Origin of the sequence: Vogesella aquatica (assembly GCF_028548455.1) — a bacterium.
Classification (GTDB): domain Bacteria; phylum Pseudomonadota; class Gammaproteobacteria; order Burkholderiales; family Chromobacteriaceae; genus Vogesella; species Vogesella aquatica.
Genome location: NZ_JAQQLF010000011.1, coordinates 62,026 through 86,201 on the forward strand (window position 1 = coordinate 62,026; position 24,176 = coordinate 86,201).

A 24,176-nucleotide genomic window follows, 5' to 3' on the forward strand; every position below is an offset into this window, starting at 1 on the left:
GATTCCTGGTTAAAACTGCAGATTCAGGCTGACACCGCCGGTGGTGCGGGCGGCGCGCAGGTAGTCGGGGTGGCCGTGCGGCTGGCTGACAAAGGCGTCGTAGGCCAGGCGGCCCAGGCGGCCGCGTACGCCCAGCGAGGCACCGGCCAGGCGCTGGCCCAGCAACAGCGTGGCGCTGGGGCCGGCCACGCGGCCGTAGTCGTAGCCCAGGTAGAGCTCCTGCCCAGCCAGCTGCCAGCCCAACTCGTTGCGCAGCAGCCAGCCACGCTCGGCGCTGAGCTGGTTTTCGCCGTTGTAACCGCGCACGGTGTAGCGGCTGCCGATGGCAAAGCGGTCTTGTGGCACCAGCGGGCCGCGGTTCCACTGCGCGCGCCAGGCCAGGCCGTAACGCAGCTTTTGCCCGCCCAGGGCAAACGGCGCGTCCAGCTGGGCATCGGCCTGGTATAGCCGTGGGCGGGAGCGGCCTTCGCCAAACGTGTCCTCCGGCGCTGGCAGGGCGTTGCGGGCACCGGTACCGCGGCGGTAAGCGAGGCCCACGTCCAGCGTGGCGTTGCCCAGAAACTCGCGCCAGTTGGCACCAGCCTCCCAGCCGGCGGTGCGGCGGCGCTGCACCTCGATTTCGGTGTCGTCGATGAAGTTGCTGCTACCGCGCTGCCAGCCTTTCAGCGACAGACCAAGCTTGCGCACGGCGTTGCGGTACACCAGCCGGCTGAGCTTGAGCTCGCTGGTCTCGCTCTTGCCGCTGTAGTTGTAGGTCTGGCTGGCGCCGGCCACCGCCTGGTGGTAGCGGTGCTGGCTGCCGTTGTAAGCCAGCAGCCAGTAACCGAACGGGATGCTGTAATGCCAGCTGTCGCCTTCGCTGCCGCGCTCACCGTCGGCACCGCCGCCCAGGTCCTGGCTGTGGGTGAAGTAGAACAGGTCGTTCAGGGTGAACAGGTGGTCGTACGACAGCGTAGCGCTGCCCTGGTACAAGCCCGTGCTTTTGCTGCCGCCGTCGTCTGCGCTGAGGGTAAGGCGGTAAGGGTTGGCCTGTTGCCACTGGATCACCAGATCGCTGTCGCCCGGGGCTGCATCGCTGGCGGCGGCCGGTTCGATACGAATGTCGGCCTCGGCCGTGGGTACCCGCTTGAGGTTTTCCAGCCCCTGTTCGATATCGCGCAGGTTCAGCAGGTCGCCGGCCTGCATCGGCAAAGCGTTGGCCGCATGCAGGCGCTCGGCGGCCGGCTGCGCGTAGCGTATGTCGCGGATGCGGCCGGGTATCAGTGTGAGCGTCAACACGCCGGTAGCCAGCTGCTGCGGCCCGGCCAGCACGCGGGTGGTGATGTAACCACGCGCCAGGATGGCCGCCTGCACCCGGTTAATCACCAGGTTGATGCCGGCCACGTCCAGGCAATGGCCCGCCAGCGGGTCGCCACCGCCATGACTGTCGCGGTCGGCAGCCGCCAGTGCCCACTGGAAACGGTCGGCGCTATCGCCCTGCAGGCGCAGGTCGCTGATGACAAAGCATGGTGCCGCGCCGCGCTGGTAGCGTTGCTGCACCACTGCGCTAGCGGGCTGCAGGCGGACATCGGGCGCGTCGGGCTGTGGCTGCTGGGCACTACGCTGTTGCTGCAGCAGCTGTTCGCGGGCGTCAAGCTGGGCCGGGGTGGCGGCCAGGGCTGTTTGTGCCTGCGCCATGAGGGCCGGCAGGCAAAGCAGCCAGCGGTAAACGGATGGTCGCGTAGGGAGGTGAGTAGGCATGGTCGGTCGCTGTGGGTCAGGGCGGCAAGTCTCACCACCCATTTCGATAGAATTTGTTAAAACGCTTGATGTTATTTAAATCAAATAAGCACTATAACAAAACCCATCGCCACGCCGAGCATATCTATAAGTCATGCGACAGCCGGCTTGTCTCCTATTGGCATCACCACGTCATGCAATAAACCGGCTGCAGAAAAAGAAACACCCTGCCGGATTAGGGACAGGGTGCAAACGGGCGCGATGCCCGTGTCAGGGAAAAAGTCTGGCGACTCAGGCCTTGGCCGGTACCGCCGCCAACACCGCCTGCAGTAATCTCCAGGCGTGGCCGACCGAGGCCACTTCTACGCGCTCGCCAGGGGCGTGTGCACCACGGATATTGGGGCCAAACGATACCATGTCCATCTGCGGGTACTTGGCGCCGATGATGCCGCACTCCAGGCCCGCGTGGATGACCTGTACGCCCGACTCGGCGTCAAACTGCTCGCGGTACACGCGCTGGAACAGCGCCAGCAGCGGCGACGCCGGGTTCGGTGCCCAGCCCGGGTAGCCGCCTTCGGTTTCGGTGTCGAAACCGGCCAGCTGGAACAACGCCACGATTTCGGCGGCCAGGTTGCGGAAGCCACTATCCAGCAGCGAGCGCACCATCAGGTTGGCAAACACCTTGCCCTCGCCAATCGCAATCACGCCCAGGTTATTGGAGGTTTCCACCACGCCGGCCACGCGCTGGCTCATGCGCTTCACGCCGTGCGGGGCGGCGTGCAGCGCGGCCAGGATGGCAGCCTGGTCAGCCTGCGCCATGACACTGCAGGCAGCAGCAGGGTTGGCCACGATGGTCACGCCTTCATCCACACCCGCCAGCTCGAAGCGCATCAGCGCCTGATAGGCATCGATGGCGGCAGCTACCTGCTCGGCCTGCGCAGCCGGGTAAGCCACCACGGCAAAGGCTTCGCGTGCCAACGCGTTGCGGGCAGTACCGCCGTTGAATGACACCAGGCGCAGGGGCAGTGTTGCGGCCAACTCGGCCAGCAGACGCACCAGCACCTTGTTGGCATTGCCACGACCCAGATGGATGTCGGCGCCAGAGTGGCCGCCTACCAGGCCGGACACCACCAGCTGCTGTGCCGTGTAGCCGGCCGGCAGGGCTTCCGTGGTGTAGCTGCGGCGTACGTTCACGTCGATACCGCCGGCGCAGCCCATATAGAACTCGCCCCACTCTTCGGTATCGATGTTGATCATCATCTGGCCTTGCAGCAGCGACGGCGACAAGCCCAGTGCGCCGCCCATGCCGGCTTCTTCGTCCAGCGTCATCAGCACTTCCACCGGGCCGTGGGCGATATCGTCGGCCGACAGCACGGCCAGGCCCAGCGCCACGCCGATGCCGTTGTCAGCGCCCAGCGTGGTGTTTTCGGCGATCAGCCAGCCGTCTTTCAGCACCGGGCGGATCGGGTCGTTGAAGAAGTCGTGCTCGGTGCCGGTATTGGCCTGGCACACCATATCCAGATGGCCTTGCAGCACCACGCCAACGCGGTCTTCCATGCCCGGCGTAGCCGGCTTGCGTACGACCAGGTTGCCCACCTCGTCCACGGCGGTTTCCAACCCGCGCAGCTCGGCCCAGCCTTTCAGGTAATCGCGCAGCGCCTGCTCGTGCTTGGACGGGCGCGGGATGTCACACAGGGTCTGGAAGTGTTCCCAGACAGCACGGGGTTCGAGTTCGGCAATGTTTACCACGACAACAAGCTCCTTTGCGGTATTCAGGGGGCAGCTCACGGCCTTGTGCGCCATGAACAAGGGGCGGCCACTGTGCCACCCCGTCAACAGGTTGAGCGTAATGTAACACGCAGGCCGCAGAGCGTCATTTGCACTAATCGGCCAGTTTTCAGTGGCAAACCGCAACAAACCCGCACTTTCGCTTATCGATCACGCAGCGTAGTGCCGGCCTGATGGTGGCAGCTTGGCAAGGCATTTGAATTTGTACATAATCAAGAAAAGGAGATTGCCATGCCTGCCACCATCCAGCCCCACCCCTCGCCCCCCGCCTGTGCACTGCCCCTGTACGCCAGCCGCGTGGCTGCCGGCTTCCCCTCCCCGGCAGACGACTATCTGGAAGGCCACCTGGACCTGAACCGCTACCTGATCGACGACGCCGCAGCCTGCTTCATGGTGCGCGTCAGCGGTGACAGCATGCAGGATGCCGGCATCCACGACGGCGACCTGCTGGTGGTGAACCGCAGCCTGCCGGCGCGCCACGGCCATATCGTGCTGGCGGTGCTCTGCGGCGAGTTCACCGTCAAACGCCTGCACCAGCGCGACGGCCGCACCGCCTTGCTGCCGGACAACCCCACCTACCCGCCTATCGAGATCGGCCCTGGCCAGGAGCTGCATATCTGGGGCGTGGTCAGCGCCTGCGTGCGGCGGCTGCTGCCATGAGCCAGTTTGCGCTGGTGGACGGCAACAGCTTCTATACCAGCTGCGAGCGCGTGTTCCGCCCCGACCTGGCCGGCAAGCCCATCGTCGTGCTGAGCAATAACGATGGCTGCGTGGTAGCACGCAGCGCCGAGGCCAAAGCGCTGGGCATCCCCGGCTTTGCGCCTTACCACCAGGTGGCCGAGCCGTGCCGCCGCCACGGCGTGGCGGTGTTCAGCTCCAACTACGCGCTATACGGTGACATGAGCCGGCGCATGATGCAGGTAATCGCGCGCTGGGGCGTGCAGCAAGAGGTGTACAGCATCGATGAATGCTTCCTGCACCTGGACGGCATTGCCGAACAGCGCCAGCACGCGGCCAACCTTCGCGCCGACGTGCTGCAAAGCGTCGGCATCCCCTGCTGCGTGGGCATTGGCCGCAGCAAGACGCTGGCCAAACTGGCCAACCACGTGGCCAAAACACGGCCGCAATGCCAGGGCGTCTTCGGCTGGGACTGGCTGGCGCCGCACTATCAGCAGCTGCTGCTGGGGCGGCTGGCGGTGGGCGAGGTGTGGGGCATTGGCCGGCAGTTGGCCGCACGGCTGGCAGCGTGCGGCATCCGCAGTGCGCTGGACCTGCAGCAAGCCAACGTGGCCGATATCCAGCGCCGCTTCAACATCGTGGTGGCGCGCACCGTGGCCGAGCTCAACGGCGAAGCCTGCGTCGGCGCCGACGACATCCACGCCGACAAACAGCAATTGATCTCCAGCCGCAGCTTTGCCCGGCAAGTCACCGATTTTGACACCCTGGCCAGCGCCATCAGCCACCACGCCGCCCGCTGCGCCGAAAAACTGCGCCGCCAGCACGGGCTGGCCAACCTGGTGGGCGTCAGCATCCGCACCAACCGCTTTCGCGAGCAAGACCGCCAATACCGCGGCTGGATTGCCGTGGCGCTGCCCGGCGCCAGCAGCGACAGCGCCGATCTCACCCGCGCGGCGCTGGCAGGCTTGCGCCAGATCTATCGCGACGATTGCAGCTACAAGAAAGCCGGCGTGGTACTGATGGCGCTGGAAAGCAGCCACCACGGCCAGCAAAGCCTGTTCGGCAGTGCGGCCAACCCGCGCCGGCAGCAGCTGATGCAAACGCTGGACCGCATCAACCAGCAATTCGGCCGCGGCACGCTGAGGTTGGCCGCAGAAAGCCTGCACGACGGCTGGGCTATGCGCCAGGAGCTGCGCTCGCCGCGCTGGACCACGCAATGGGACGAGCTGCCCTGCGCGCGCTAAAACGCCCATCAGTTGAGAAAAGGCAAAAGTTTACATAAGAAAGTGATGATTTAACTCACGTGTAATTCTGGCGCAAGCTAGCGCCTGCCACGCTTGGCACGGTGAAACTACCCAGCCCAGCGTCGCTATAAAAATACTGGCAGCGCCAGCCTGCTTATCCTGCCACGCCCCCCGCACCGGCCAGCCACAAGGAGAACCCATGAACGCACGCGCCCAGCACGGCAGCCAGCCGCGCAGCCCTTCCTACTACAGCGCCACCATCGTGCAGGAAAGCGATTACCCGATGCTGCAAGGCAGCGTGGACGCCGACGTCGCCATCATCGGCGGCGGTTTCACCGGCGTGGCCAGCGCCGTGGAGTTGGCCGAACGCGGCATGAGCGTGGTGCTGCTGGAACAGAACAAGATCGGCTGGGGCGCCAGCGGCCGCAACGGCGGCCAGGTCACCGGCAGCCTGTCCGGTGACGAAGCCATGCGCAAGCAGATGCGGCCAACCCTGGGCGACGACGTGGACGACTTCATCTGGCAGCTGCGCTGGCGCGGCCACGACATCATCCAGCAGCGCGTGGCGCGCTACGGCATTGCCTGCGACCTCAAGCACGGCCACCTGCACGCGGCGATGAAGACCGCCCACATGGCCGAGCTGCAAGCCAGCTACGACGAAGCGCAGCGCCGCGGCATGGGCGACGACGTCACCCTGCTGGATGCCGCCGGCGTGCGCGAGCACCTGGCTACCGAACAGTACTGCGGCGCGCTGAAAAACCGCCGCAACCTGCACCTGCACCCGCTCAACCTGTGCCTGGGCGAAGCGCGCGCCGCCGCCAGCCTGGGTGCCCGGCTATACGAACACACCGAGGTGCTGGACATCGTGCACGGCCCGCGCCCGGCCATCGTCACTGCCCACGGCCGCGTCAACGCCCGCCACATCCTGCTGGCCGGCGACGTGTACCACAAGCTGGCGCAAGACCAACTGGGCGGCAAGATCTTCCCGGCCATGGGCGGCATTGTCACCACCCGCCCGCTGGGCGAGCTGGCCAACACGCTGAACCCGCACGACCTGGCGGTGTACGACTGCCGCTTCGTGCTGGATTACTACCGCATGACTGCCGACGGCCGCTTGCTGTTCGGCGGCGGCGCCAACTACAGCGGCCGCGACTCGCGCGATATCGCTGCCGAGCTACTGCCGTGCATCGAGCGCACCTTCCCGCAGCTCAAAGGCGTGCAGATCGACTACCAGTGGAGCTGCGCCATGGGCATTGTGGTGAACCGCATCCCGCAGCTGGGCAAACTGTCGGACAACGTGTGGTACTGCCAGGGCTACTCCGGCCACGGCGTGGCCAGCAGCCACATCATGGGCGAGATCATGGCCGAGGCCATCACCGGCACGCTAAGCCAGTTCGATACCTTTGCCGCCTGCAAACACATCCGCGTACCGCTGGGCAGCAAACTGGGCAACCCGCTGCTGGCCGCCGGCATGTGGTACTACCAGATGCTGGAAAAGCTGCGCTAAGGCAGGCTGCCCCACCGTGCAAACCGGGCACTGCGGCCAACGTTGGCCGCAGCCTGCCGTACATCATGGCTCGGCAGACACCGCCATCTCGTGCGGCCAACAACACCCGCCCGAAAACAAACAGCCCCCGTCTGGCCTGGCCAGACGGGGGCTGTTGCGCACCAGGGCCGCGGTGATGCGGTGCCCAGGCTAGCCGGCGTTAACCGACAATCGCGCTGGCATCCACAACACCAGCCTCGTGGGCTTGTACGTCAGCGTGGTAGCTGGAACGCACCATGGCACCGACAGCAGCGTGCTTGAAGCCGATTTCATAAGCTTTGTTTTCAAAGGCCTTGAACAGGTCCGGGTGCACGTAGCGCAGCACCGGCAGGTGGCCGTCGGTAGGCTGCAGGTACTGGCCGATGGTGATCATGTCGATATTGTAACGGCGCATATCGGCCATCACTTCGTACACTTCCTCGTCGGTTTCACCCAAGCCTACCATGATACCGGACTTGGTCGGCACATCCGGGCACAGCGCCTTGAACTGCTTGAGCAGCTCCAGCGAGTGGATGTAGTCGGCACCAGGGCGCGCTTGCTTGTACAGGCGCGGTGCGGTTTCCAGGTTGTGGTTCATCACGTCCGGCGGGTTTTTGCTCAGGATATCCAGTGCCACGTCCAGGCGGCCGCGGAAGTCCGGCACCAGCACCTCGATCTGGGTGTCGGGCGACAGTTTGCGGATTTCGCTGATGCAGTCGGCAAAGTGCTGGGCACCGCCGTCGCGCAGGTCGTCACGGTCTACCGAGGTAATCACCACATAGCGCAGCTTGAGCGCGGCCACGGTTTCGGCCAGGTGGCGCGGCTCGTTCTCGTCCAGCGGGTTCGGGCGGCCATGGCCCACGTCGCAGAACGGGCAGCGGCGGGTGCAGATGTCACCCATGATCATGAAGGTGGCCGTGCCCTTGCTGAAGCATTCGCCGATGTTCGGGCAGGTGGCCTCTTCACAGACGGTGTGCAGCTTCTGCTCGCGCAGGATCTGCTTGATCTCGTTGAAGCGCTGGCCATTGGGCAGCTTGGCGCGAATCCACTCCGGCTTTTTGAGCTTTTCGTCCAGTGGCACGATCTTGATAGGGATGCGTGCGGTCTTGTCGGCGCCTTTGTGTTTTACGCCTGCCTGGTTGTCCAGTTTCATGCTGTCTCCTTCGTCACCGCCAGGTTGCGCTCCAGATGGGGCAGCAGTTGCGCGGCGGTTTCTGCCACGGTAAGGGTGGCTCCGTGGTTTTTGAGTTGCGTCACCTTGAGGCCGGCATAGCCGCAAGGGTTAATCCAGCTGAACGGTGTCAGGTCCATGTCCACGTTCAGGCTCAGGCCGTGGTACACCGCACCGTTTTTGATTCTTAGCCCCAGCGAAGCGATTTTTTCGCCCGCTACATACACCCCCGGCGCGTTCACGTCGCCGTAGGCGGTAATGCCCAGTTCGGCCAGCAGGTCGATCACCGATTGCTCGATACGACGCACCAGCTCGCGCACGCCGATGCCCATGCGCTTGAAGTCTATCATCAGGTACACCACCAGCTGGCCGGGGCCGTGGTAGGTCACCTGGCCGCCACGGTCGCACTTCACTACCTCGATACTGCTGGGCATGATCAGGTGCTCGGGCTTGCCGGCCAGGCCCAGCGTGTACACCGGCGGGTGCTCCAGGCACCACAGCTCATCCGGCGTGGTGTCGGTGCGGGCTTCGGTAAACGCCTGCATGGCGTGCCAGGTGGGCGTGTAGTCAACCAGCCCCAGGTGTTTGACGATGCGGCTCATGCTTTACAGGGCCCACTTCACCAGCGGGTGGCCGGACAGTACGCGATAGATATTGTCCAGCTGCTCTTTCGAGGTGGCCGTCACGGTCACGGTCAGCGACACGTATTTGCCACTGGAACTGTCACGCGCCACGATGTGCGCCAGCTCCAGGTCTGGTGCGTGCAGGCGCACGACTTCGAAGATGGTCGGCAGGAAGACATCGGTACGCTCGCCCATTACCTTGATGGGGAAGCGTGCCGGAAATTCCAGCAGGTCTTTGATATCGCTTGTCGGGTTGCTCATATGCACATCCTGAATACAAAAAGGGTTGGCCGCATAGATGCGGCCAACCATTCAAATTACCAGCCCAGCCACAGCTTGATGCTATCCCACAGGCGGCTGAAGAAGCCGCCCTCTTCCACCGCCTGCAGCGCCACCACCGGGCGCTCCAGCACAACCTTGCCTGCCAGGCTCACGGTGAGCTTGCCCACGGTCTGGCCGGCAGCCACCGGGGCGATCATCGGCTGCGTGGTGGTCAGGTCGGCTTTCAGCTGGCTGGCCTGGCCTTTGGGTACGGTGATGTACACGTCGCTGGCAAAGCCTACCGGCAGCTTGCTGCTGGCACCTTTGTAGACGGCCACTTCCGACACCGGCTTTTTGGCGTCGTACAGCTTGGGCGTTTCAAAGAACTGCAGCGCGTAATTCAGCAGCTTGGAGCTTTCCACCGCACGGGCTTCTTCGCTGGCCGTGCCGACCACCACCGACACCACGCGGCGGCCATCGCGCTTGCTGGAGGCAATCAGGTTGTAGCCGGCGCTGGCGGTGTGGCCGGTCTTCATGCCGTCTACGTTCGGGTCGCGGTACAGCAGCAGGTTGCGGTTCGGCTGGGTGATGTTGTTGTAGCTGAACGACTTCATCGAGTAGATGGGGTAGAACTCGGGGAAGTCGTGGATGATGGCGGTAGACAGCGTGGCCAGGTCGCGCGTGGTGGTGTAGTGATCGGGGTGCGGCAGGCCAGTCGAGTTCTTGAAGCTGGTGGCGCTCATGCCCAGGCGCTTGGCCTCGGTGGTCATCATCTGCGCGAAGACTTCTTCGCTGCCGGCAATGGCTTCGGCCAGCGTGACGCAGGCGTCGTTACCGGACTGCACGATCATGCCTTTGATAAGATTATCCACCGACACCGGTACTTTCGGGTCGAGGAACATGCGCGAGCCTTCCTGCTTCCAGCCCACTTGCGACACGGTCAGCATCTGCTCCAGCGTCAGGCGTTTTTCCTTCAGTGCCTTGAAGGTGAGATACGCCGTCATCAGCTTGGTCAGCGACGCAGGCTCGATACGGGTATCCGGGTCACGGGCAGCAACAACCTGCCCGCTGTAGAAGTCGGTAATAAAGTAAGCCTTGCCGGCGATTTCCGGCACAGGTGGCACAAACGGCGTGGTGGCGTGTGCGAGGGTGGACAGCGACAAGGCTGCCGTCAGCAAAAGCGAGGTGGTTTTTTTCATTGAAACGATAGACGGTGGGTTTGTCGCAAAACAGCCGGGCATTATACACGCCGGGCCGGGTGAGGTTGCGCCACGGGATACAAAATATTGCCTGGCACCAGGCCGGCACAACAGGGTGGGAGCCCGCAGTACAAAGGCTTTTATACCCTTCGCAGCCAGCTTAGTTCCTGTTAACCTGCCTTTTCAGGGACAAAAAAATTACTCGGAATATATAACCATGCCACACCCCAAGGACTACCTGGAGCGCATCCTCACCTCGAACGTGTACGACGTGGCTATCGAAAGCCCGCTGGAGGTCGCCACCAACCTTAGCCGCCGCACCGGCAACACCATTTTGCTCAAGCGCGAAGACTTGCAGCCGGTGTTTTCGTTCAAGCTGCGCGGCGCCTACAACAAGATGTCCAAGCTCAGCGCCGAGCAGCGTGCGCGCGGCGTGATTACCGCCAGCGCCGGCAACCACGCCCAGGGCGTGGCACTATCAGCCAGCAAGCTGGGCCTGGAAGCCACCATCGTGATGCCCGCCACCACGCCAGCCATCAAGATCGACGGCGTCACCCGCCGTGGTGGCAAGGTGGTGCTGGCCGGCGAATCGTTCAGCGACGCCTTCCAGCACGCCATGACACTGGTGGAAGCAAGCGGCAAGACCTATATCCCGCCATTTGACGACCCGGACGTGATTGCCGGCCAGGGCACCATCGGCATGGAAATCCTGCGCCAGCACCCGGGCGACATCGAAGCCGTGTTCGTGGCCATTGGCGGCGGCGGCCTGGCCGCTGGCGTGGCCAGCTACATCAAACGCCTTAAACCGCAGATCAAGATCATCGGCGTACAGCCGGTAGACTCCAGCGCGATGAAGCAGTCCATCGACGCCGGCTACCGCGTGGAGCTGAAAGACGTGGGCCTGTTTGCCGATGGCGTCGCGGTAAAACTGGTGGGCGAAGAAACCTTCCGCATCTGCCGCGAGCTGCTGGACGAGATCATGCTGGTGGACACCGACGCCATCTGCGCCGCCATCAAGGACATCTTTGAAGACACCCGCTCCATTACCGAGCCGGCCGGCGCACTGGCCGTAGCCGCCGCCAAGGCCTACGTGGAACGCGAAGGCTGTAGCGGCAAAACGCTGGTGGCCATCAACTGCGGCGCCAACATGAACTTTGACCGCCTGCGCCACGTGTCGGAACGCTCCGAGCTGGGCGAGCGCCGCGAGGCGGTGATTGCCGTGACCCTGCCGGAGAAAGCCGGCAGCTTCAAGCAGTTCTGCAGCGTGATCGGCAACCGCAACATCACCGAGTTCAACTACCGCTTTGCCGACCCAGGCACCGCGCACGTGTTTGTCGGCGTGCAGATCACCGGCCGCGAAGACGTTGGCCGCATCGTGGCCGACCTGCAGGCCAACGGGCTGGACGGCCTGGACCTCACCGACAACGAACTGGCCAAACTGCACATCCGCCACCTGGTGGGCGGCCACGCCCCGCAGCTGAAGGACGAGCGCGTGCTGCGCTTCGAGTTCCCCGAACGCCCGGGCGCGCTGATGCGCTTTCTGGAAGCCATGCAGACCGGCTGGAATATCAGCCTGTTCCACTACCGCAACCACGGTGCCGACTACGGCCGCGTGCTGATCGGCATCCAGGTGCCGCGCGAAGACGACGCCGCCTTCCAGACTTTCCTGGCGCAGCTGGGCTACCCGTACGTGGAAGAAACCGATAACCCGGCCTACAAATTATTCCTCGGCAAGACAGTACGCTAGGGCTGACGTAAACTTGCGGCCAACCTTGCCCCCAAGGTTGGCCGCATTTTTTTGGAGAACGCTTGCATGATCAAGGCAGTACTGTTTGACCTGGACGGCACCCTGGCCGATACCGCCCGCGACCTGGGCGCCGCCCTCAACCGCCTGCTGGCCGAAGAAAACCTGCCGCCGCAGCCGTACGAAGCGGTACGCCCGATCGCCAGCCACGGTGCGCGCGGGCTAGTCAGCCTGGGCTTCGGTATCGACAAGACCCACCCGCGCTTTGAAGAGTACCGCCTGCGCTTTCTGGAGCAGTACGACTACGATTTTTCCAGCCACACCACGCTATTTGACGGCATCAATGAACTGATCCTGGCGCTGCATGCGCGCGGACTGCAGTGGGGCATTATCACCAACAAGCCAATGCGCTTTACCGACCGCCTGGTGCCGGCGCTGCCCTTTGCCGTGCCACCCGCCGTGGTGGTAAGCGGCGATACCGTGGGCGTGGCCAAGCCGGACCCGGCGCCCATGCTGCACGCCTGCCGCCTGATCGACACCGACCCGCAACACTGCCTGTACGTGGGCGATGCCGAACGCGACATACAGGCAGGGCGCGCCGTGGGCATGAAAACCGTGCTGGTGAACTGGGGATATATTGCCGACAGCGATGACACCGCCAGCTGGCAGGCCGATATCCGCATCAACGCGCCCGCCGAACTGCTGGCCCATATGTCATAATACGGGCGTGTGACAGGGAAACTTAACCGGACCGCCACGCCACAGAACAGCACAGGTGCTTTTTCTGCACGACGCAGCTAAAAGTTTTAAAATGACCATTTTGTCATTGCAGGGTATCCACCCACCCTACTCGCCCGGCCCGCCATGCACGCTAAACGCCTGATACTCCTGACCTTTTGCCTTGCCAGTGCCAGCCATGCCGACAATGGCGACTGGCAATACACAATACAGCCCGGTGATACGCTGTGGAGCATTGCCCGCACGCACCTGAGCACCTTGGCGCACGCCCCTGCCCTGCAAAAGCTGAACGCCATACGCAACCCGTATGCACTGAAGCCGCACAGCACGCTACGCATCCCCCTGCAGCTGATGCGCCAACACAGCGCCAGCGCCACCGTCACCGACCTGGTAGGCGAGGCCACACTGGACGGCCAGACGCTGGAGGCCGGCCAAAGCTACCCGCTCGCCGTCGGCAAGATTATCCGCACCGGCCCCAATAGCGCACTGAAACTGCTGATGGAAGAAGGCAGCCTGGTAAGCATCGGCCCCAATGCCCGCTTTGCCATCAAAGAAGCCACCTTCTTCCCCAGCACTGGCGCCAGCAACACCTGGCTTAATATAGAAAGCGGCAGCATAGACAACAGCGTGGTGAAAAACCCGCTCATGCAAAACCGGCACACCATCCAGACGCCTAGCGCCATTACTGCCGTGCGCGGCACCGGCTTTCGCGTAAACGTGGCCGACGCCGACAGCTCGGCCACCGAGGTAGTAGAAGGCCAGGTAGAAGTCAGCGGCCACAGCGGCAGCCAGGCAGTGGCGGCCGGGTTTGGCAGCGTGACCCGCCGTGGCGAAGCACCTGGCGGCAGCATCATGCTACCGGCAGCGCCCGACCTTAGCCCGCTTGCTGCCGTGCAGTCTTTTTCGCCCGCCATATTGCAATGGACACCTGCCGAAGGCATGGCTGCCTACCAGGCCAACCTGATGCGCACCCAGCCGGGCCGCCGCATGATGGACGACAAGCTGCTGAAAACAGCGCAGTGGTACCCCGCACTGGACAACGGCCACTATCAGCTTACCGTGCGCAGCCAGCTACCCAACGGGCTGCAAGGCTATCCGGCAAAGCATGATTTTGTGGTGAACGCCCACCCCGCCCCGCCACTGGTGCTCAGCCCGGCAGACGGCCGCCGCCTGGCTGGCCGCGAGCTGGCCTTCCGTTTTAGCGGCGATACCGGTACGCGCTACCGCGTGCAGCTATCCCGCCAGCCAGACATGCAACCCATCGCCGCCAGCTGGGATATCAGCCAGCCTGACACCACCCGCCAGCTGGCAGAAGGCGGCCAGTGGTACTGGCAGGTAGCCCGCCTGGACAAGCAAGGCAAGCCCGGCCCCTACAGCCAGACCTACAGCCTGCAAGCCGACACCGGCCTGTGGCGCGCCAGCTACCCTCGCGGCATGCAGATAAGCGGCCGCCCCTACCCGCTAAGCAAGGCTCGCTACCAGCTCACCCTGCAGCTACTGGGGCGCGACAGCCAGGCTTTTGTCTACAGCAATGACCAGCCCGTATGGCAGGACAGCGAGCGCCTGTACAGCGGCCGCTACCGGGTGAGCTACAAGGTCAGCACACCCGATGGCTACCAGGCTACCGAGCTGGAAGACATCCTGCTGATCGACTAGCCATGCCCATCCCCACATCACGCACCCTGCCCGGCATCTTGCTGCCACTGGCCGCACTCTGGCTGGGCATGGCCCCCTCGACACTGGACTACCGCGTGCAGGACCTGATCAACCAGGCCCTGGCCGCCGATGCCAGCGAACAGATCGTGATTGTGGCCATCGATGAAAAAAGCCTGGCCCAGCTAGGCCGCTGGCCCTGGCCACGCGAGCTGCTGGCCGAGGCCATCGGCAAGCTGGGCCACGCCAGGGCCGTGGGGCTGAACCTGCTGCTGGCCGAACATTCCGAGCATCCCGAGTCCGACCAGGCCCTGGCGCGCGCCATTGCACAGAATGGCAAAGTCTACCTGCCCGCCTTCCCCGAGCCGGATGGCACCACCCTTCGGCCAACCTTGCCGCTACCCATGCTGGCCCATGCGGCACGCGGGGTGGGCGTGAGCGACTTCCCCCCGGAAAGCAATGGCGAAATACGCCGCACCTACCTGGCCAGCGGGCCCGGTGACACGCGGCTGCCCTCGTTTGCCGCCCTGGTAGCAGGCCAGAGCACAAGCACGACAAGCAGCAGCAACCCCGGGGACTGGGGGCGCAGCCAGCCACGCCTGCTCCCCCACCTGGACAGCGACACCCGCTTTACCACCATACCCATGGCGGAGCTGCTGTCCAATAACCAAGCCGACCCACGGCTGCAAGACAAAACCGTATTTGTCGGCGTAACCGCTGCCGGCAGCGGCGACGAGCACTTCACCGCCATCCAGCGCAACCAGGCCAAAAGCAACGGCGTATTCATCAATGCCGCCCTGGCGCAAGGCCTGCAGCAAAACACGCTCGCCACCCCACTATCGCCTGGCTGGCGCGCCGGCCTGCTGCTGGCGCTGGCACTGGGCTGGCAGCTACTGGCACGCCGCCGCAAAAGCCTGCACCCCATCCGCCAGGCCGCCCTGTTTGTGGGGGGCATGCTGCTGGGCGACACCCTGCTGTACCAGCTGCTGCACATCGAGCTGGGCACCGCCACCCTGGGCCTGCTTATCCTGATGGCAGCCACCAGCAATTTTTTCCTGCTGCAAAGCCACTTCAAAAAGCTGGCGTTTACCGACAAGCTTACCGGCCTGGCCAACCGCCACCATTTTGACGAGCGCATTGTACTGGCCCTGCAGCACAGCCAGCTGGAACGGCAGGCGCTAGCCTTGCTGGTGCTGGATGTAGACCACTTCAAACGTTACAACGACCACTACGGCCACGCCGCCGGCGACGACATCTTGCGCCAGATAGCGCAGGTCATCGCCAGCATGGCGCGCAGCCCGCAAGACACCGTAGCGCGCATTGGCGGTGAAGAGTTCGCCCTGCTGCTGCCCGACGCATCGCAAAAGCAGGCCGAAGCCATCGCCACCGAGCTGCGCTACCGGTTGCTCTCGCGCCAGATTCCCCACCACAGCAGCCCGCTGGGGCGTGTCAGCTGTAGCATCGGCATCTATGCCGACACCCCCGAGCCGGACGCCACCGTGCGCAGCATATTCGAGCAAGCCGACCAGGCGCTGTACCAGGCCAAGCGCAACGGCCGCGACCAGGCCTGCGTAGCCGACGGCCTGCTGGCCACCCGCATCTAAGCCGCCCGCGCCCCACCGGCAGCGCACCCTGCCGAAAAACAGCCACCGCCCGGCCGCCACCAGGCCAACTCGCCCCAAACAAACACCTACCCGCTGCGGCCAACCCTTCAGCCACGCCGCCCATGAAAAATGCCGCCGCGGCTTGCACCGGGGCGGCATGGTCAGCAGGCTGAGCGCTGCTTAGTTTTCTTGCTTGGACATACGGCGACGCTCGTGCTCTTGCAGGAAGCGCTTGCGGATACGGATGGATTTCGGGGTGATTTCCACCAGTTCGTCGTCGTCGATGAACTCCACGGCCGATTCCAGCGTCAGCTTGATCGGGGTGGTCAGGCGTACGGCTTCGTCGGTACCGGAGGCACGAACGTTGGTCAGCTTCTTGCCTTTCAGCGGGTTAACGACCAGGTCGTTATCACGGCTGTGAATACCGATGATCATGCCTTCGTACAGCTTGTCGCCAGGGGACACGAACATACGGCCACGGTCTTCCAGGTTCCACAGTGCGTAGGCTACAGCTTCGCCGTTATCCTGCGAGATCAGCACGCCATTATGACGGCCTGGCAGGTCGGCTTTTACCGGACCGTAGTCGTCAAATACGTGGCTCATCAGGCCGGTACCGCGGGTCATGGTCATGAAATCGGACTGGAAGCCGATCAGGCCACGTGCCGGAATATGGTATTCCAGACGGGTACGGCCTTGGCCATCCGATTCCATATTGGTCAGCTCGCCACGACGACGGCCGATTTCTTCCATCACGCCACCCTGGTGGGAGTCTTCCAGGTCGATGGTCAGGTTTTCGTACGGCTCGCTCTTCTCGCCGTCGATATCCTTGAACACCACACGCGGCTTGGCCACAGCCATTTCGAAGCCTTCGCGACGCATGTTTTCCAGCAGAATGGTCAGGTGCAGCTCGCCGCGGCCCGATACACGGAAAACGTCGGAATCTTCGGTGTCTTCAACACGCAGGGCCACGTTGGTCAGCAGCTCTTTGGTCAGACGGTCGCGAATCTGGCGGCTGGTCACGAACTTGCCTTCGGTACCGGCCAGTGGCGACGAGTTCACCATGAAGTCCATGGTCAGGGTAGGCTCATCCACCGACAGCATAGGCAGGCCAACCGGCTGCTCTTTGTCGCAGATGGTTACGCCGATACCAATATCCTCGATACCGGAAATGATGATGATGTCGCCTGCTTCGGCGCTATCCACCGGCACGCGGTCCAGACCCTGGTAGCCCAGCACCTGGTTGATACGGCCCGAAGCCACCTGGTCGTCATGGTTCATCACCACCACAGCCTGGCCTGGCTTGATACGGCCGTTCAGTACGCGGCCAACACCCAGGCGGCCGGTATAAGTAGAGTAGTCCAGTGCAGAAATCTGCAGCTGCAGCGGCGCGTCCGGGCTACCTGGCGGGGTAGGCACGTGCTTGAGCACGGTTTCGAACAGCGGGCGCATGTTGTCGGACTCTTCTTCCAGCTCCAGCTTGGCAAAGCCGTTCAGGCCGGAAGCGTAGATGATCGGGAAGTCCAGCTGCTCGTCGGTCGCACCCAGCTTGTCGAACAGGTCAAAAGTCTGGTCTACCACCCAGTCAGGGCGTGCGCCCGGGCGGTCTACCTTGTTGATCACCACGATAGGGCGCAGGCCCAGGGCCAGGGCTTTCTTGGTCACAAAGCGGGTTTGCGGCATCGGGCCTTCAACGGCATCCACCAGCAGCAGTACGCCATCCACCATACCCAGAACGCGCTCAACCTCACCGCCGAAGTCGGCGTGGCCCGGGGTATCAACGATGTTGATGTGAACACCTTCGTAATCAATGGCGGTGTTCTTGGCCAGAATGGTAATGCCGCGTTCTTTTTCCAGATCGTTGGAATCCATTACGCGCTCGTCAACCTGCTGGTTTTCGCGGAAAGTGCCGGATTGGCGCAGCAGTTGGTCAACCAGGGTCGTTTTGCCGTGGTCAACGTGGGCAATAATGGCGATGTTACGAATTTGTCGGGTCATGGGGATACGTCATTTTAAAAAGTCGCGCGGATTCTACCATGCCGCGGCCAACTCTACAGTTTTCCCGTGATTTTTTCTGTACACTGGCGCCGTTTTCTAGCAAGAAAGAACACAAATGTACGACTGGAACGCACTGTGGCACGCCCACCTTGACTATCGCACCGGCTACGATGCGCCAGACAATGACATAAACCAGCTGGCCAGCCAGCTCAACGGCATACTCAGCAAGAGCGCGCGCGACGCCCACGACCTGGCCGTATACGACACCGGCAGCAGCTACACCCTGCTGCGCCACGACAAAGGCCTGCAGATCATGACACTGGCCAAACAGCACCTGTTCGACATCGCCATCCGCCTGGTAACCGCCGACGAAGGCCAGGCACTGGCCCTGCCCTACCTTGAAGTGCTGGTAGACAACCTGGCCACCGAAGAAGAAGGCATCTGGCGTGCCGAAGTCGGCTGCACCGAAGACGGCGAGCTGGCCGCCAACGGCGCCCTGCTCCACCCCGACGCCCCCCCTGCCATGGCATTCAAGCTGAGCTTTGCGGCCAACCCGCAATTTACCCAGGCCCTGCAACAAGCCTGGCAGGAAGCCGCCGAAAGCATCACCCTGGACGCCGCCGCCTGGTACAACGCCGAAGCGCTGGAAGAAGCCCCCGCCGAGCCGCCACTGGACGCCCGCATCCAGGAAATGTGCGACCGCTACGCCGAAATCATCCGCCGCGAACAAGCCATGCTGTCGCGCCGCTTCAGCGACAACGAGCTGCGCCTGGTGGCCGAAGTCCTGCGCAGCACCCGCTTTGAAACCGCCGAATCGTGCCGCGGCCTGTGGCTGGCCGTAGAAAGCCGCATCCTGCACGACGAGCTGGACCAAAAACACCAGGCCGACGGCGACGCCCTGCTGGAACGCCTGAAAGCCCTGAGCTACACCCAGGAAGTAGCGCTGATCGAAGCGCTATCCCCCGTACAATAAGCCCCGCACGCTAGCGCTGGCGCGGGAATGGCGCTATACTCTGCGCTCTTATCTGGGGGCGACCTGGTTTCGACGGGGGTTGCGAAGCGGATGAGGGCATACCGGGATTTCAGTCATCCCGTTAAACACTGAATTTATTTAGTCGCAAACGACGAAACTTACGCTCTAGCTGCTTAATCGCCGCTAGACTCTACAGCAGCTTGCTGATGGGCTGTGGGGGCAACCCCGGTAGAGTCATTTCACATCAGATCGCCTTTGACCGGGTTACTTGATCAGGGGCTAAACTTAAGGTAACTCGCCAATACCCAGCCTGTCCGTCGGCGTGGTAGCGGTTAAAACCAAATGACACGACTAAGTATGTAGATCTCTTCGTAGAGGATTTCCGGACGCGGGTTCGATTCCCGCCGCCTCCACCACCCCACACCAAACCCCTGATTTTTCAGGGGTTTTTTCTTTGGGTTCATCTTTTCGTCAATCTATGACATCGACTGTGACATTGACTGTGACAGCGATGGGAGCGAGAAGATGACTAACCTATCCTCTTACGTCTATCAGCACTCTAACGGCGTTTTCTACTTCCGTAGGGCCATCCCTACCGCCATCCGGCAACAACACGCCACAAGGCCGGATATCCGCGTTTCTTTGCGCACCCGCGACCCCAAGACAGCCCTTGCGCTGGCTCGTCAGTATGCGGTTCAATGCGATGAATTATTTACGCAAGTCACAGAAAAAATGGACCTGTTCAAGAAAAAATCAGTAAGGGATTTGGTTGGTAAGCTGGATTTTGTCGTGACAACAGCAGACGGTCACAAAATCGAACTTAATAATATTAAAGCTGGTGAAGAACAAGCAGCAGAAGCATTACTTCAAAAATCTCTTAATATGTTATCAGGACAGCCAAAAGCTGAAAAACATACCAAACAAGATAATCAATTATCAATTGGCAAAGCAATTCATGAGTTTCTGTATAATAGCATTGATTCAACAACATGGTCGCAAAACAATAAACGATACTACATGCTTCGTTTGACAGCCATGGGTGCATTCATTGGTAAATGCACATTTGAAGAATTCAATGAAGAAGTTTATATCAAAGCATTGAATGAATTATCACACCTTCCAGAGCGTCAAAACCGTAAAGAATTTAGTGGATTAAACCCGCTCGAAATGGTGGCTGCCGTCAAAAAAATGCAAGCTAGCGGGGAAGAAATCAATACTATTGGTGACGAAACCTTTAATAAATATATTTCAACACTCAATACCTTCTTTGTGTGGGCCAATTCCAAAGGGTATTGCAGTTGTTCGTTTATCAATAAAGGCATGCGTAAATGCACGGAAAGCGACAAAGATAAACGAGATGCATTTACTCGTGAACAAGTCACTAAAATCAATAATGAGCTATTAGAAACCAAACACAAAATCAAACCGTGGCAATTTTTTATTCCCTTGATTGCGATGTATAGCGGTGCAAGACAAGCAGAAATTGCACAACTAGATACTACTGATATTGTGCAAGAAAATGGCATTCATGGCATGAAGATTTGCGAAACAGCAGGTTCTGATAAGAGCGTGAAAAATCGTTCCAGTATTCGCTTTGTGCCATTTCACCCAGAAATCCTTAAACATGGAATTTTGGAATACCAAAAAGATCGCGTAATGCACAAGAAAGAAAAACTATTTTTTGATGAAAAACGCGATTATGGCGACACAGTGAACAAGTGGTTTAATCGAACTTTCATGGATAAAATGGCGTTCGAAAATCGTAGTAAATTAGGCTTTCATTCATTCCGCCATACATTCATCACAGAGTTAATGAACATCCCTAACAATAACGACCGGACACTGCTGACAATACAGCATATTGTGGGCCATACAACCGAATCCACATCAACGAATACATATTTGAAGCACATCACAGCAGACAATAAATTAAAGTTAATATCGTTACTTAACTATCAAAAATTTTAAAAACAATAAATGCGTCATTTTATACTTGACGCAATAATATTTTAATGAGATTATAAATTAACCAAGCATCAAAACAAAACTTTCGAATGTTAACGTAGTGAAGCAAGGGAATATAAAGCCACCAATAGGTGGCTTTATTGTTTTATTGTCAATAAAATCATGATAGATTGTAATTGTGTTTTTCATTTCACATGTTCCGTGAAAGCTTACGGCCGAGCTTGCTCGGCCTTTTCTTTGCCTAATAAATACTTTTTATATAAATTTTTTTATGTTACGTTAAAAGAAGTGCAATGTTAATTGCCATAACAAAGGAACATAATATGAAAAATTTACAAAAGGGTTTTACATTAATTGAATTGATGATTGTGGTTGCCATCATTGGTATTTTGGCAGCGGTAGCTATTCCAAACTATAAAGACTACACCGTTAAAACAAAAATGGGAGCTGCTGTCAGTGCCGTAAGTGCCATTAAGACAGCGGTAATTGAAAAGGCTCAGACAGATGGCGTTAGCTTGGGAGCAACAGGAGCAACGGTAATTTCAGCAGATGGTGAATTTGGTGAAATCGGGCAGAAGGCCATTACGAGCAAGGAAATAAGTAAGACAGAAATTGATACGGCAGGAGCCATTACTATCACGCTAGATAAGAATGTGGGCAGTGATGTAGATGGTAAAACAGTTACATTCACCCCTATCGCAGCCAATGGTGTTGTGCAATGGGACATTACAACAAATGCAGACAATACTGCTGTAACTGCATACTTAACCACTATTGATGTTAAAGACAATGCAGGCAAGACTGACTTAACAACAGTATTAACGCCAGCCAATCTGGAACCAAAAGCAGTTGAGTAATCCAAAATAAAAAAACCCGCGAAAGCGGGTTTTTTTATTAACTATTAAAATAGTGTGGTTCTGAAAAAACCATAATTTTGTATGCTTGCCATTTCATCAAGAAATCATACAATACTTGCAAAGTTGTTTTGCCGTCACTATCACCTTCATCATCAATATATTCATGTGTTGCTTCACTCAAATAAGGCTCAAGCAACACTTTTGCGTAAGCTTCCACATCAGTAATGATACCGCACTTGTCATACCAGTTAATATCAAACTCATCAAATGCTTCGGCAAGGTCACAAACAGGAAGATTGTAAATAATATTATGGGCAGTAAATCCTTCTGGAGTTACATCGTCTTCAAAGGCGATAAAATATGTGTAGTTGCTCATTGTCATTAACCAGTTTAATCGTTATTAATCAAAAAATCTTCTTTCGATTTGCCATTAGCAATCGCTTCTACCAGCCACTTTGGTTGCTTGCCGCGACCAGTCCATGTGTTATCACCATCACGGTATTTGACAGATACAGTAGTCGATTTTTGGCCATCCTTGCCTGTTTTGCTGGATTTTTCACTATCAGATGAAGTAAAGCCCAACTCAGTCGCAGTAATGCCGTATAACGTGATTTGCTGCTTCATATCGGCCACGATTTGCGCTTTATTCTTTTGTGCCAGTTCTTTTGCTTTTTGTTGTAGCTCAGCAATTTGTTGCTGCAACTGTTGAAGCTCTTGCATTTCGTTCATGACCTTCTCCTGTTGTGGTGATAACGTGTGTGAATGTTCTCACGTTATAAGAAAAAGTACAAGTGCCATAATTAAAATGTCGATAAACCATTGACGCGCATAATATCTGTTTGATATAAAAGATTAAAGGCAGCGTTTGCGTCGCTGCCTTTATGGGTGTGAGATAAAATGTCTTGGCGGATATTTCTCTCTGAGTTTGTGTTAATAATATAACATATTTTATCCCGCTCCTGTCAAGTAAAAATGCAAAATAAAAATATAAAGGATAAAATATGTTAGACCCTAAAAATATTCCATTCTCCGGAAACGAAAAATTAACCGTAATTGCACATCCATATCCCGGCCCATTGGGTGACGCAATCGATGAACTTAATGCACGATACTCGTTCGTAATGATGGGCGGTAAGCATAAAGTTTTTGACCATCAGGAAAAGAATTTTTGCGAGCTAGACTCGGTTAAAATCTTCCAGAATCAGCAAGTACTGCACAACAATAAAATTGTTAATCCATCTCAGATATGGATTAACGACAGAACCATACGCCGCAATTTTGATGATGTAATTTTTAAGCCATACCCTACAACCGACAAAGCCGTAAAAAACCATTTCAATACCTGGCATGGCTGGGCTGTTCCATACGCCGATGATATGACGAATCAAGAAATAAATGATTATGTTCAGCCGTGGTTAGAACATATCTATAATATTTTTTGCTCACAAGACAAAGAACAGTTTGATTATTTTGTGCTGTGGTTAGCCCATATGATACAAATGCCACATAAAAAACCGGGCGTTGCTATTGTATTGCAAAGTGGTCAAGGCTTTGGCAAAGGCATTTTTGTCACATTATTGAGCAAGATAATTGGCCGTTCATATGTAGCTCGTATTAGTGAAGCTAATCATGTTGCCGGTGGTTTTAGTGGGCAATTAAAAGACAAAATCCTGATTAACTTTGATGAAGCAACATGGGGCGGTGATAAAAAGGCAAATGGACGATTAAAGGCACTTATCACAGAAGAGTCTTTAATGCTTGAAGAAAAATTCAAGAGTGCAACTGAAACGGATCATTATGCAAGATTTTTCATTACAAGTAATAATGATTATCCTGTTCCCATTGAACATGATGACCGTCGGTTTTTTGTGCCAGACGTAACAACTAACAAACCAGAACAAAAATATTTTGATAAATTAGGAGAATTATTGGATAGCGAACGTGCTATCAGTTGCTTTTTTACCGCGTTAATGAATTACGATTTAACTAATTTTAGTATTAGGACATTTCCAAACACAAAAACACGGCAAAAAATCAAGCTAGAAAGCTTTTCACATAATGATATGTATAAATCATTTATTGTGGACGCTTCACAAGAAGATGATATTGCAGCGCAGTTAATGACTAAAAACATTGCAGCGTCGGAATTGTTCAATTTATTTATGCAGTGGAAAGCACGTAATCCATCGTTTAAAAACTCATCAACATCCATTCAAGCGTTTGGGCGAGCCATGAGTGAAGCAGGAATGGAAGCAAAACGAACAAAACACGGCAAGGTATACGACATTACAATTTATGATGTAATGCACTATTTGGAAAAAATGGGGTTATAATTATTTTAATGAAAACAAAAAGCGGCATTCATGCCGCTTTTTTTCATCTAAAACATTCTGCTTTACCTATTTTGTGCGGTGAAATTTTCCCCGTATTAAATGGAAT

20 protein-coding genes and 1 other RNA gene are annotated in these 24,176 nt (G+C 58.2%); 12 read left to right on the top strand and 9 right to left on the bottom strand.

The window, feature by feature from the left end; translation table 11 throughout:
• Window positions 1-9 precede the first annotated feature (9 nt).
• Window positions 10-1,740: a ShlB/FhaC/HecB family hemolysin secretion/activation protein gene (locus PQU95_RS10155; protein ID WP_272751888.1), complete on the bottom strand. Its 1,731-nt coding sequence runs from the start codon at window positions 1,738-1,740 to the stop codon at window positions 10-12.
• 270 nt (window positions 1,741-2,010) lie between these two features.
• Window positions 2,011-3,468: an aminoacyl-histidine dipeptidase gene (locus PQU95_RS10160; protein WP_272751889.1), complete on the bottom strand. Its 1,458-nt coding sequence runs from the start codon at window positions 3,466-3,468 to the stop codon at window positions 2,011-2,013.
• A 270-nt stretch (window positions 3,469-3,738) separates the two neighbouring features.
• On the opposite strand from PQU95_RS10160, the gene PQU95_RS10165 reads away from it, so the two are divergent.
• The 3 genes from PQU95_RS10165 to PQU95_RS10175 all read left to right on the top strand — a co-directional run bounded on the left by PQU95_RS10165 (window position 3,739) and on the right by PQU95_RS10175 (window position 6,936).
• Window positions 3,739-4,167, top strand: a complete 429-nt coding sequence (locus PQU95_RS10165; RefSeq protein ID WP_272751890.1) for a LexA family protein — start codon at window positions 3,739-3,741, stop codon at window positions 4,165-4,167.
• Window positions 4,164-5,429, top strand: coding sequence for a Y-family DNA polymerase (locus PQU95_RS10170; protein WP_272751891.1), 1,266 nt, complete (start codon window positions 4,164-4,166; stop codon window positions 5,427-5,429). The genes PQU95_RS10165 and PQU95_RS10170 overlap by 4 nt, the downstream gene beginning before the upstream one ends.
• A gap of 199 nt (window positions 5,430-5,628) precedes the next feature.
• Entirely contained in the window at window positions 5,629-6,936 is a 1,308-nt protein-coding gene (locus PQU95_RS10175) for an NAD(P)/FAD-dependent oxidoreductase (RefSeq protein WP_272751892.1), read from the top strand.
• A gap of 199 nt (window positions 6,937-7,135) precedes the next feature.
• Here PQU95_RS10175 and lipA read toward each other — a convergent pair whose 3' ends face one another.
• Genes lipA through PQU95_RS10195 form a run of 4 tightly spaced genes read right to left on the bottom strand, consistent with a single transcriptional unit; the run spans window position 7,136 to window position 10,208 of the window.
• Window positions 7,136-8,107: a lipoyl synthase gene (gene lipA, locus PQU95_RS10180; protein ID WP_272751893.1), complete on the bottom strand. Its 972-nt coding sequence runs from the start codon at window positions 8,105-8,107 to the stop codon at window positions 7,136-7,138.
• Complete coding sequence (gene lipB / locus PQU95_RS10185; protein WP_272751894.1) at window positions 8,104-8,727, bottom strand: lipoyl(octanoyl) transferase LipB; 624 nt, start codon at window positions 8,725-8,727, stop codon at window positions 8,104-8,106. Before lipB ends, lipA begins: the two co-directional genes overlap by 4 nt.
• A gap of 3 nt (window positions 8,728-8,730) precedes the next feature.
• Window positions 8,731-9,009, bottom strand: coding sequence for a YbeD family protein (locus tag PQU95_RS10190; protein ID WP_272751895.1), 279 nt, complete (start codon window positions 9,007-9,009; stop codon window positions 8,731-8,733).
• 56 nt (window positions 9,010-9,065) lie between these two features.
• Complete coding sequence (locus PQU95_RS10195) at window positions 9,066-10,208, bottom strand: D-alanyl-D-alanine carboxypeptidase family protein (RefSeq protein WP_272751896.1); 1,143 nt, start codon at window positions 10,206-10,208, stop codon at window positions 9,066-9,068.
• Between the two features lie 217 nt (window positions 10,209-10,425).
• Between PQU95_RS10195 and ilvA the strand changes: the two genes are divergently transcribed.
• The 4 genes from ilvA to PQU95_RS10215 all read left to right on the top strand — a co-directional run bounded on the left by ilvA (window position 10,426) and on the right by PQU95_RS10215 (window position 15,947).
• Complete coding sequence (gene ilvA / locus PQU95_RS10200; protein WP_272751897.1) at window positions 10,426-11,955, top strand: threonine ammonia-lyase, biosynthetic; 1,530 nt, start codon at window positions 10,426-10,428, stop codon at window positions 11,953-11,955.
• A 66-nt stretch (window positions 11,956-12,021) separates the two neighbouring features.
• Window positions 12,022-12,672, top strand: coding sequence for an HAD family hydrolase (locus tag PQU95_RS10205; RefSeq protein ID WP_272751898.1), 651 nt, complete (start codon window positions 12,022-12,024; stop codon window positions 12,670-12,672).
• Window positions 12,673-12,816: 144 nt separating this feature from the next.
• Window positions 12,817-14,346, top strand: coding sequence for a FecR family protein (locus PQU95_RS10210; protein ID WP_272751899.1), 1,530 nt, complete (start codon window positions 12,817-12,819; stop codon window positions 14,344-14,346).
• Window positions 14,347-14,348: 2 nt separating this feature from the next.
• Window positions 14,349-15,947, top strand: coding sequence for a diguanylate cyclase domain-containing protein (locus tag PQU95_RS10215; RefSeq protein ID WP_272751900.1), 1,599 nt, complete (start codon window positions 14,349-14,351; stop codon window positions 15,945-15,947).
• A gap of 180 nt (window positions 15,948-16,127) precedes the next feature.
• On the opposite strand, the gene typA is transcribed toward PQU95_RS10215, so the two are convergent.
• Window positions 16,128-17,942 carry a translational GTPase TypA gene (gene typA / locus PQU95_RS10220; protein WP_272751901.1) on the bottom strand — a complete coding sequence of 605 codons (1,815 nt, stop codon included), beginning with the start codon at window positions 17,940-17,942 and terminating at the stop codon, window positions 16,128-16,130.
• A gap of 115 nt (window positions 17,943-18,057) precedes the next feature.
• Here typA and PQU95_RS10225 point away from each other — a divergent pair, with 115 nt between their 5' ends.
• The 4 genes from PQU95_RS10225 to PQU95_RS10240 all read left to right on the top strand — a co-directional run bounded on the left by PQU95_RS10225 (window position 18,058) and on the right by PQU95_RS10240 (window position 21,737).
• Complete coding sequence (locus PQU95_RS10225; protein ID WP_272751902.1) at window positions 18,058-18,915, top strand: hypothetical protein; 858 nt, start codon at window positions 18,058-18,060, stop codon at window positions 18,913-18,915.
• A 54-nt stretch (window positions 18,916-18,969) separates the two neighbouring features.
• Window positions 18,970-19,331, top strand: a transfer-messenger RNA (tmRNA) gene (gene ssrA, locus PQU95_RS10230).
• A gap of 109 nt (window positions 19,332-19,440) precedes the next feature.
• On the top strand, window positions 19,441-20,883 hold the full coding sequence (locus PQU95_RS10235) for a site-specific integrase (protein ID WP_272751903.1): 1,443 nt from the start codon (window positions 19,441-19,443) through the stop codon (window positions 20,881-20,883).
• A 320-nt stretch (window positions 20,884-21,203) separates the two neighbouring features.
• Window positions 21,204-21,737 (top strand): pilin, encoded by a 534-nt coding sequence (locus PQU95_RS10240; protein WP_272751904.1) that lies wholly within the window; start codon window positions 21,204-21,206, stop codon window positions 21,735-21,737.
• Between the two features lie 37 nt (window positions 21,738-21,774).
• Here PQU95_RS10240 and PQU95_RS10245 read toward each other — a convergent pair whose 3' ends face one another.
• Together PQU95_RS10245 and PQU95_RS10250 are read right to left on the bottom strand one after the other, a co-directional pair.
• Entirely contained in the window at window positions 21,775-22,113 is a 339-nt protein-coding gene (locus tag PQU95_RS10245) for a hypothetical protein (protein WP_272751905.1), read from the bottom strand.
• A gap of 14 nt (window positions 22,114-22,127) precedes the next feature.
• Window positions 22,128-22,466 carry an H-NS histone family protein gene (locus PQU95_RS10250; RefSeq protein ID WP_272751906.1) on the bottom strand — a complete coding sequence of 113 codons (339 nt, stop codon included), beginning with the start codon at window positions 22,464-22,466 and terminating at the stop codon, window positions 22,128-22,130.
• A 272-nt stretch (window positions 22,467-22,738) separates the two neighbouring features.
• Between PQU95_RS10250 and PQU95_RS10255 the strand changes: the two genes are divergently transcribed.
• The gene (locus PQU95_RS10255; protein ID WP_272751907.1) at window positions 22,739-24,070 is read left to right on the top strand and encodes a DUF5906 domain-containing protein; all 1,332 of its coding nucleotides are present in this window, start codon (window positions 22,739-22,741) and stop codon (window positions 24,068-24,070) included.
• Window positions 24,071-24,176 lie beyond the last annotated feature (106 nt).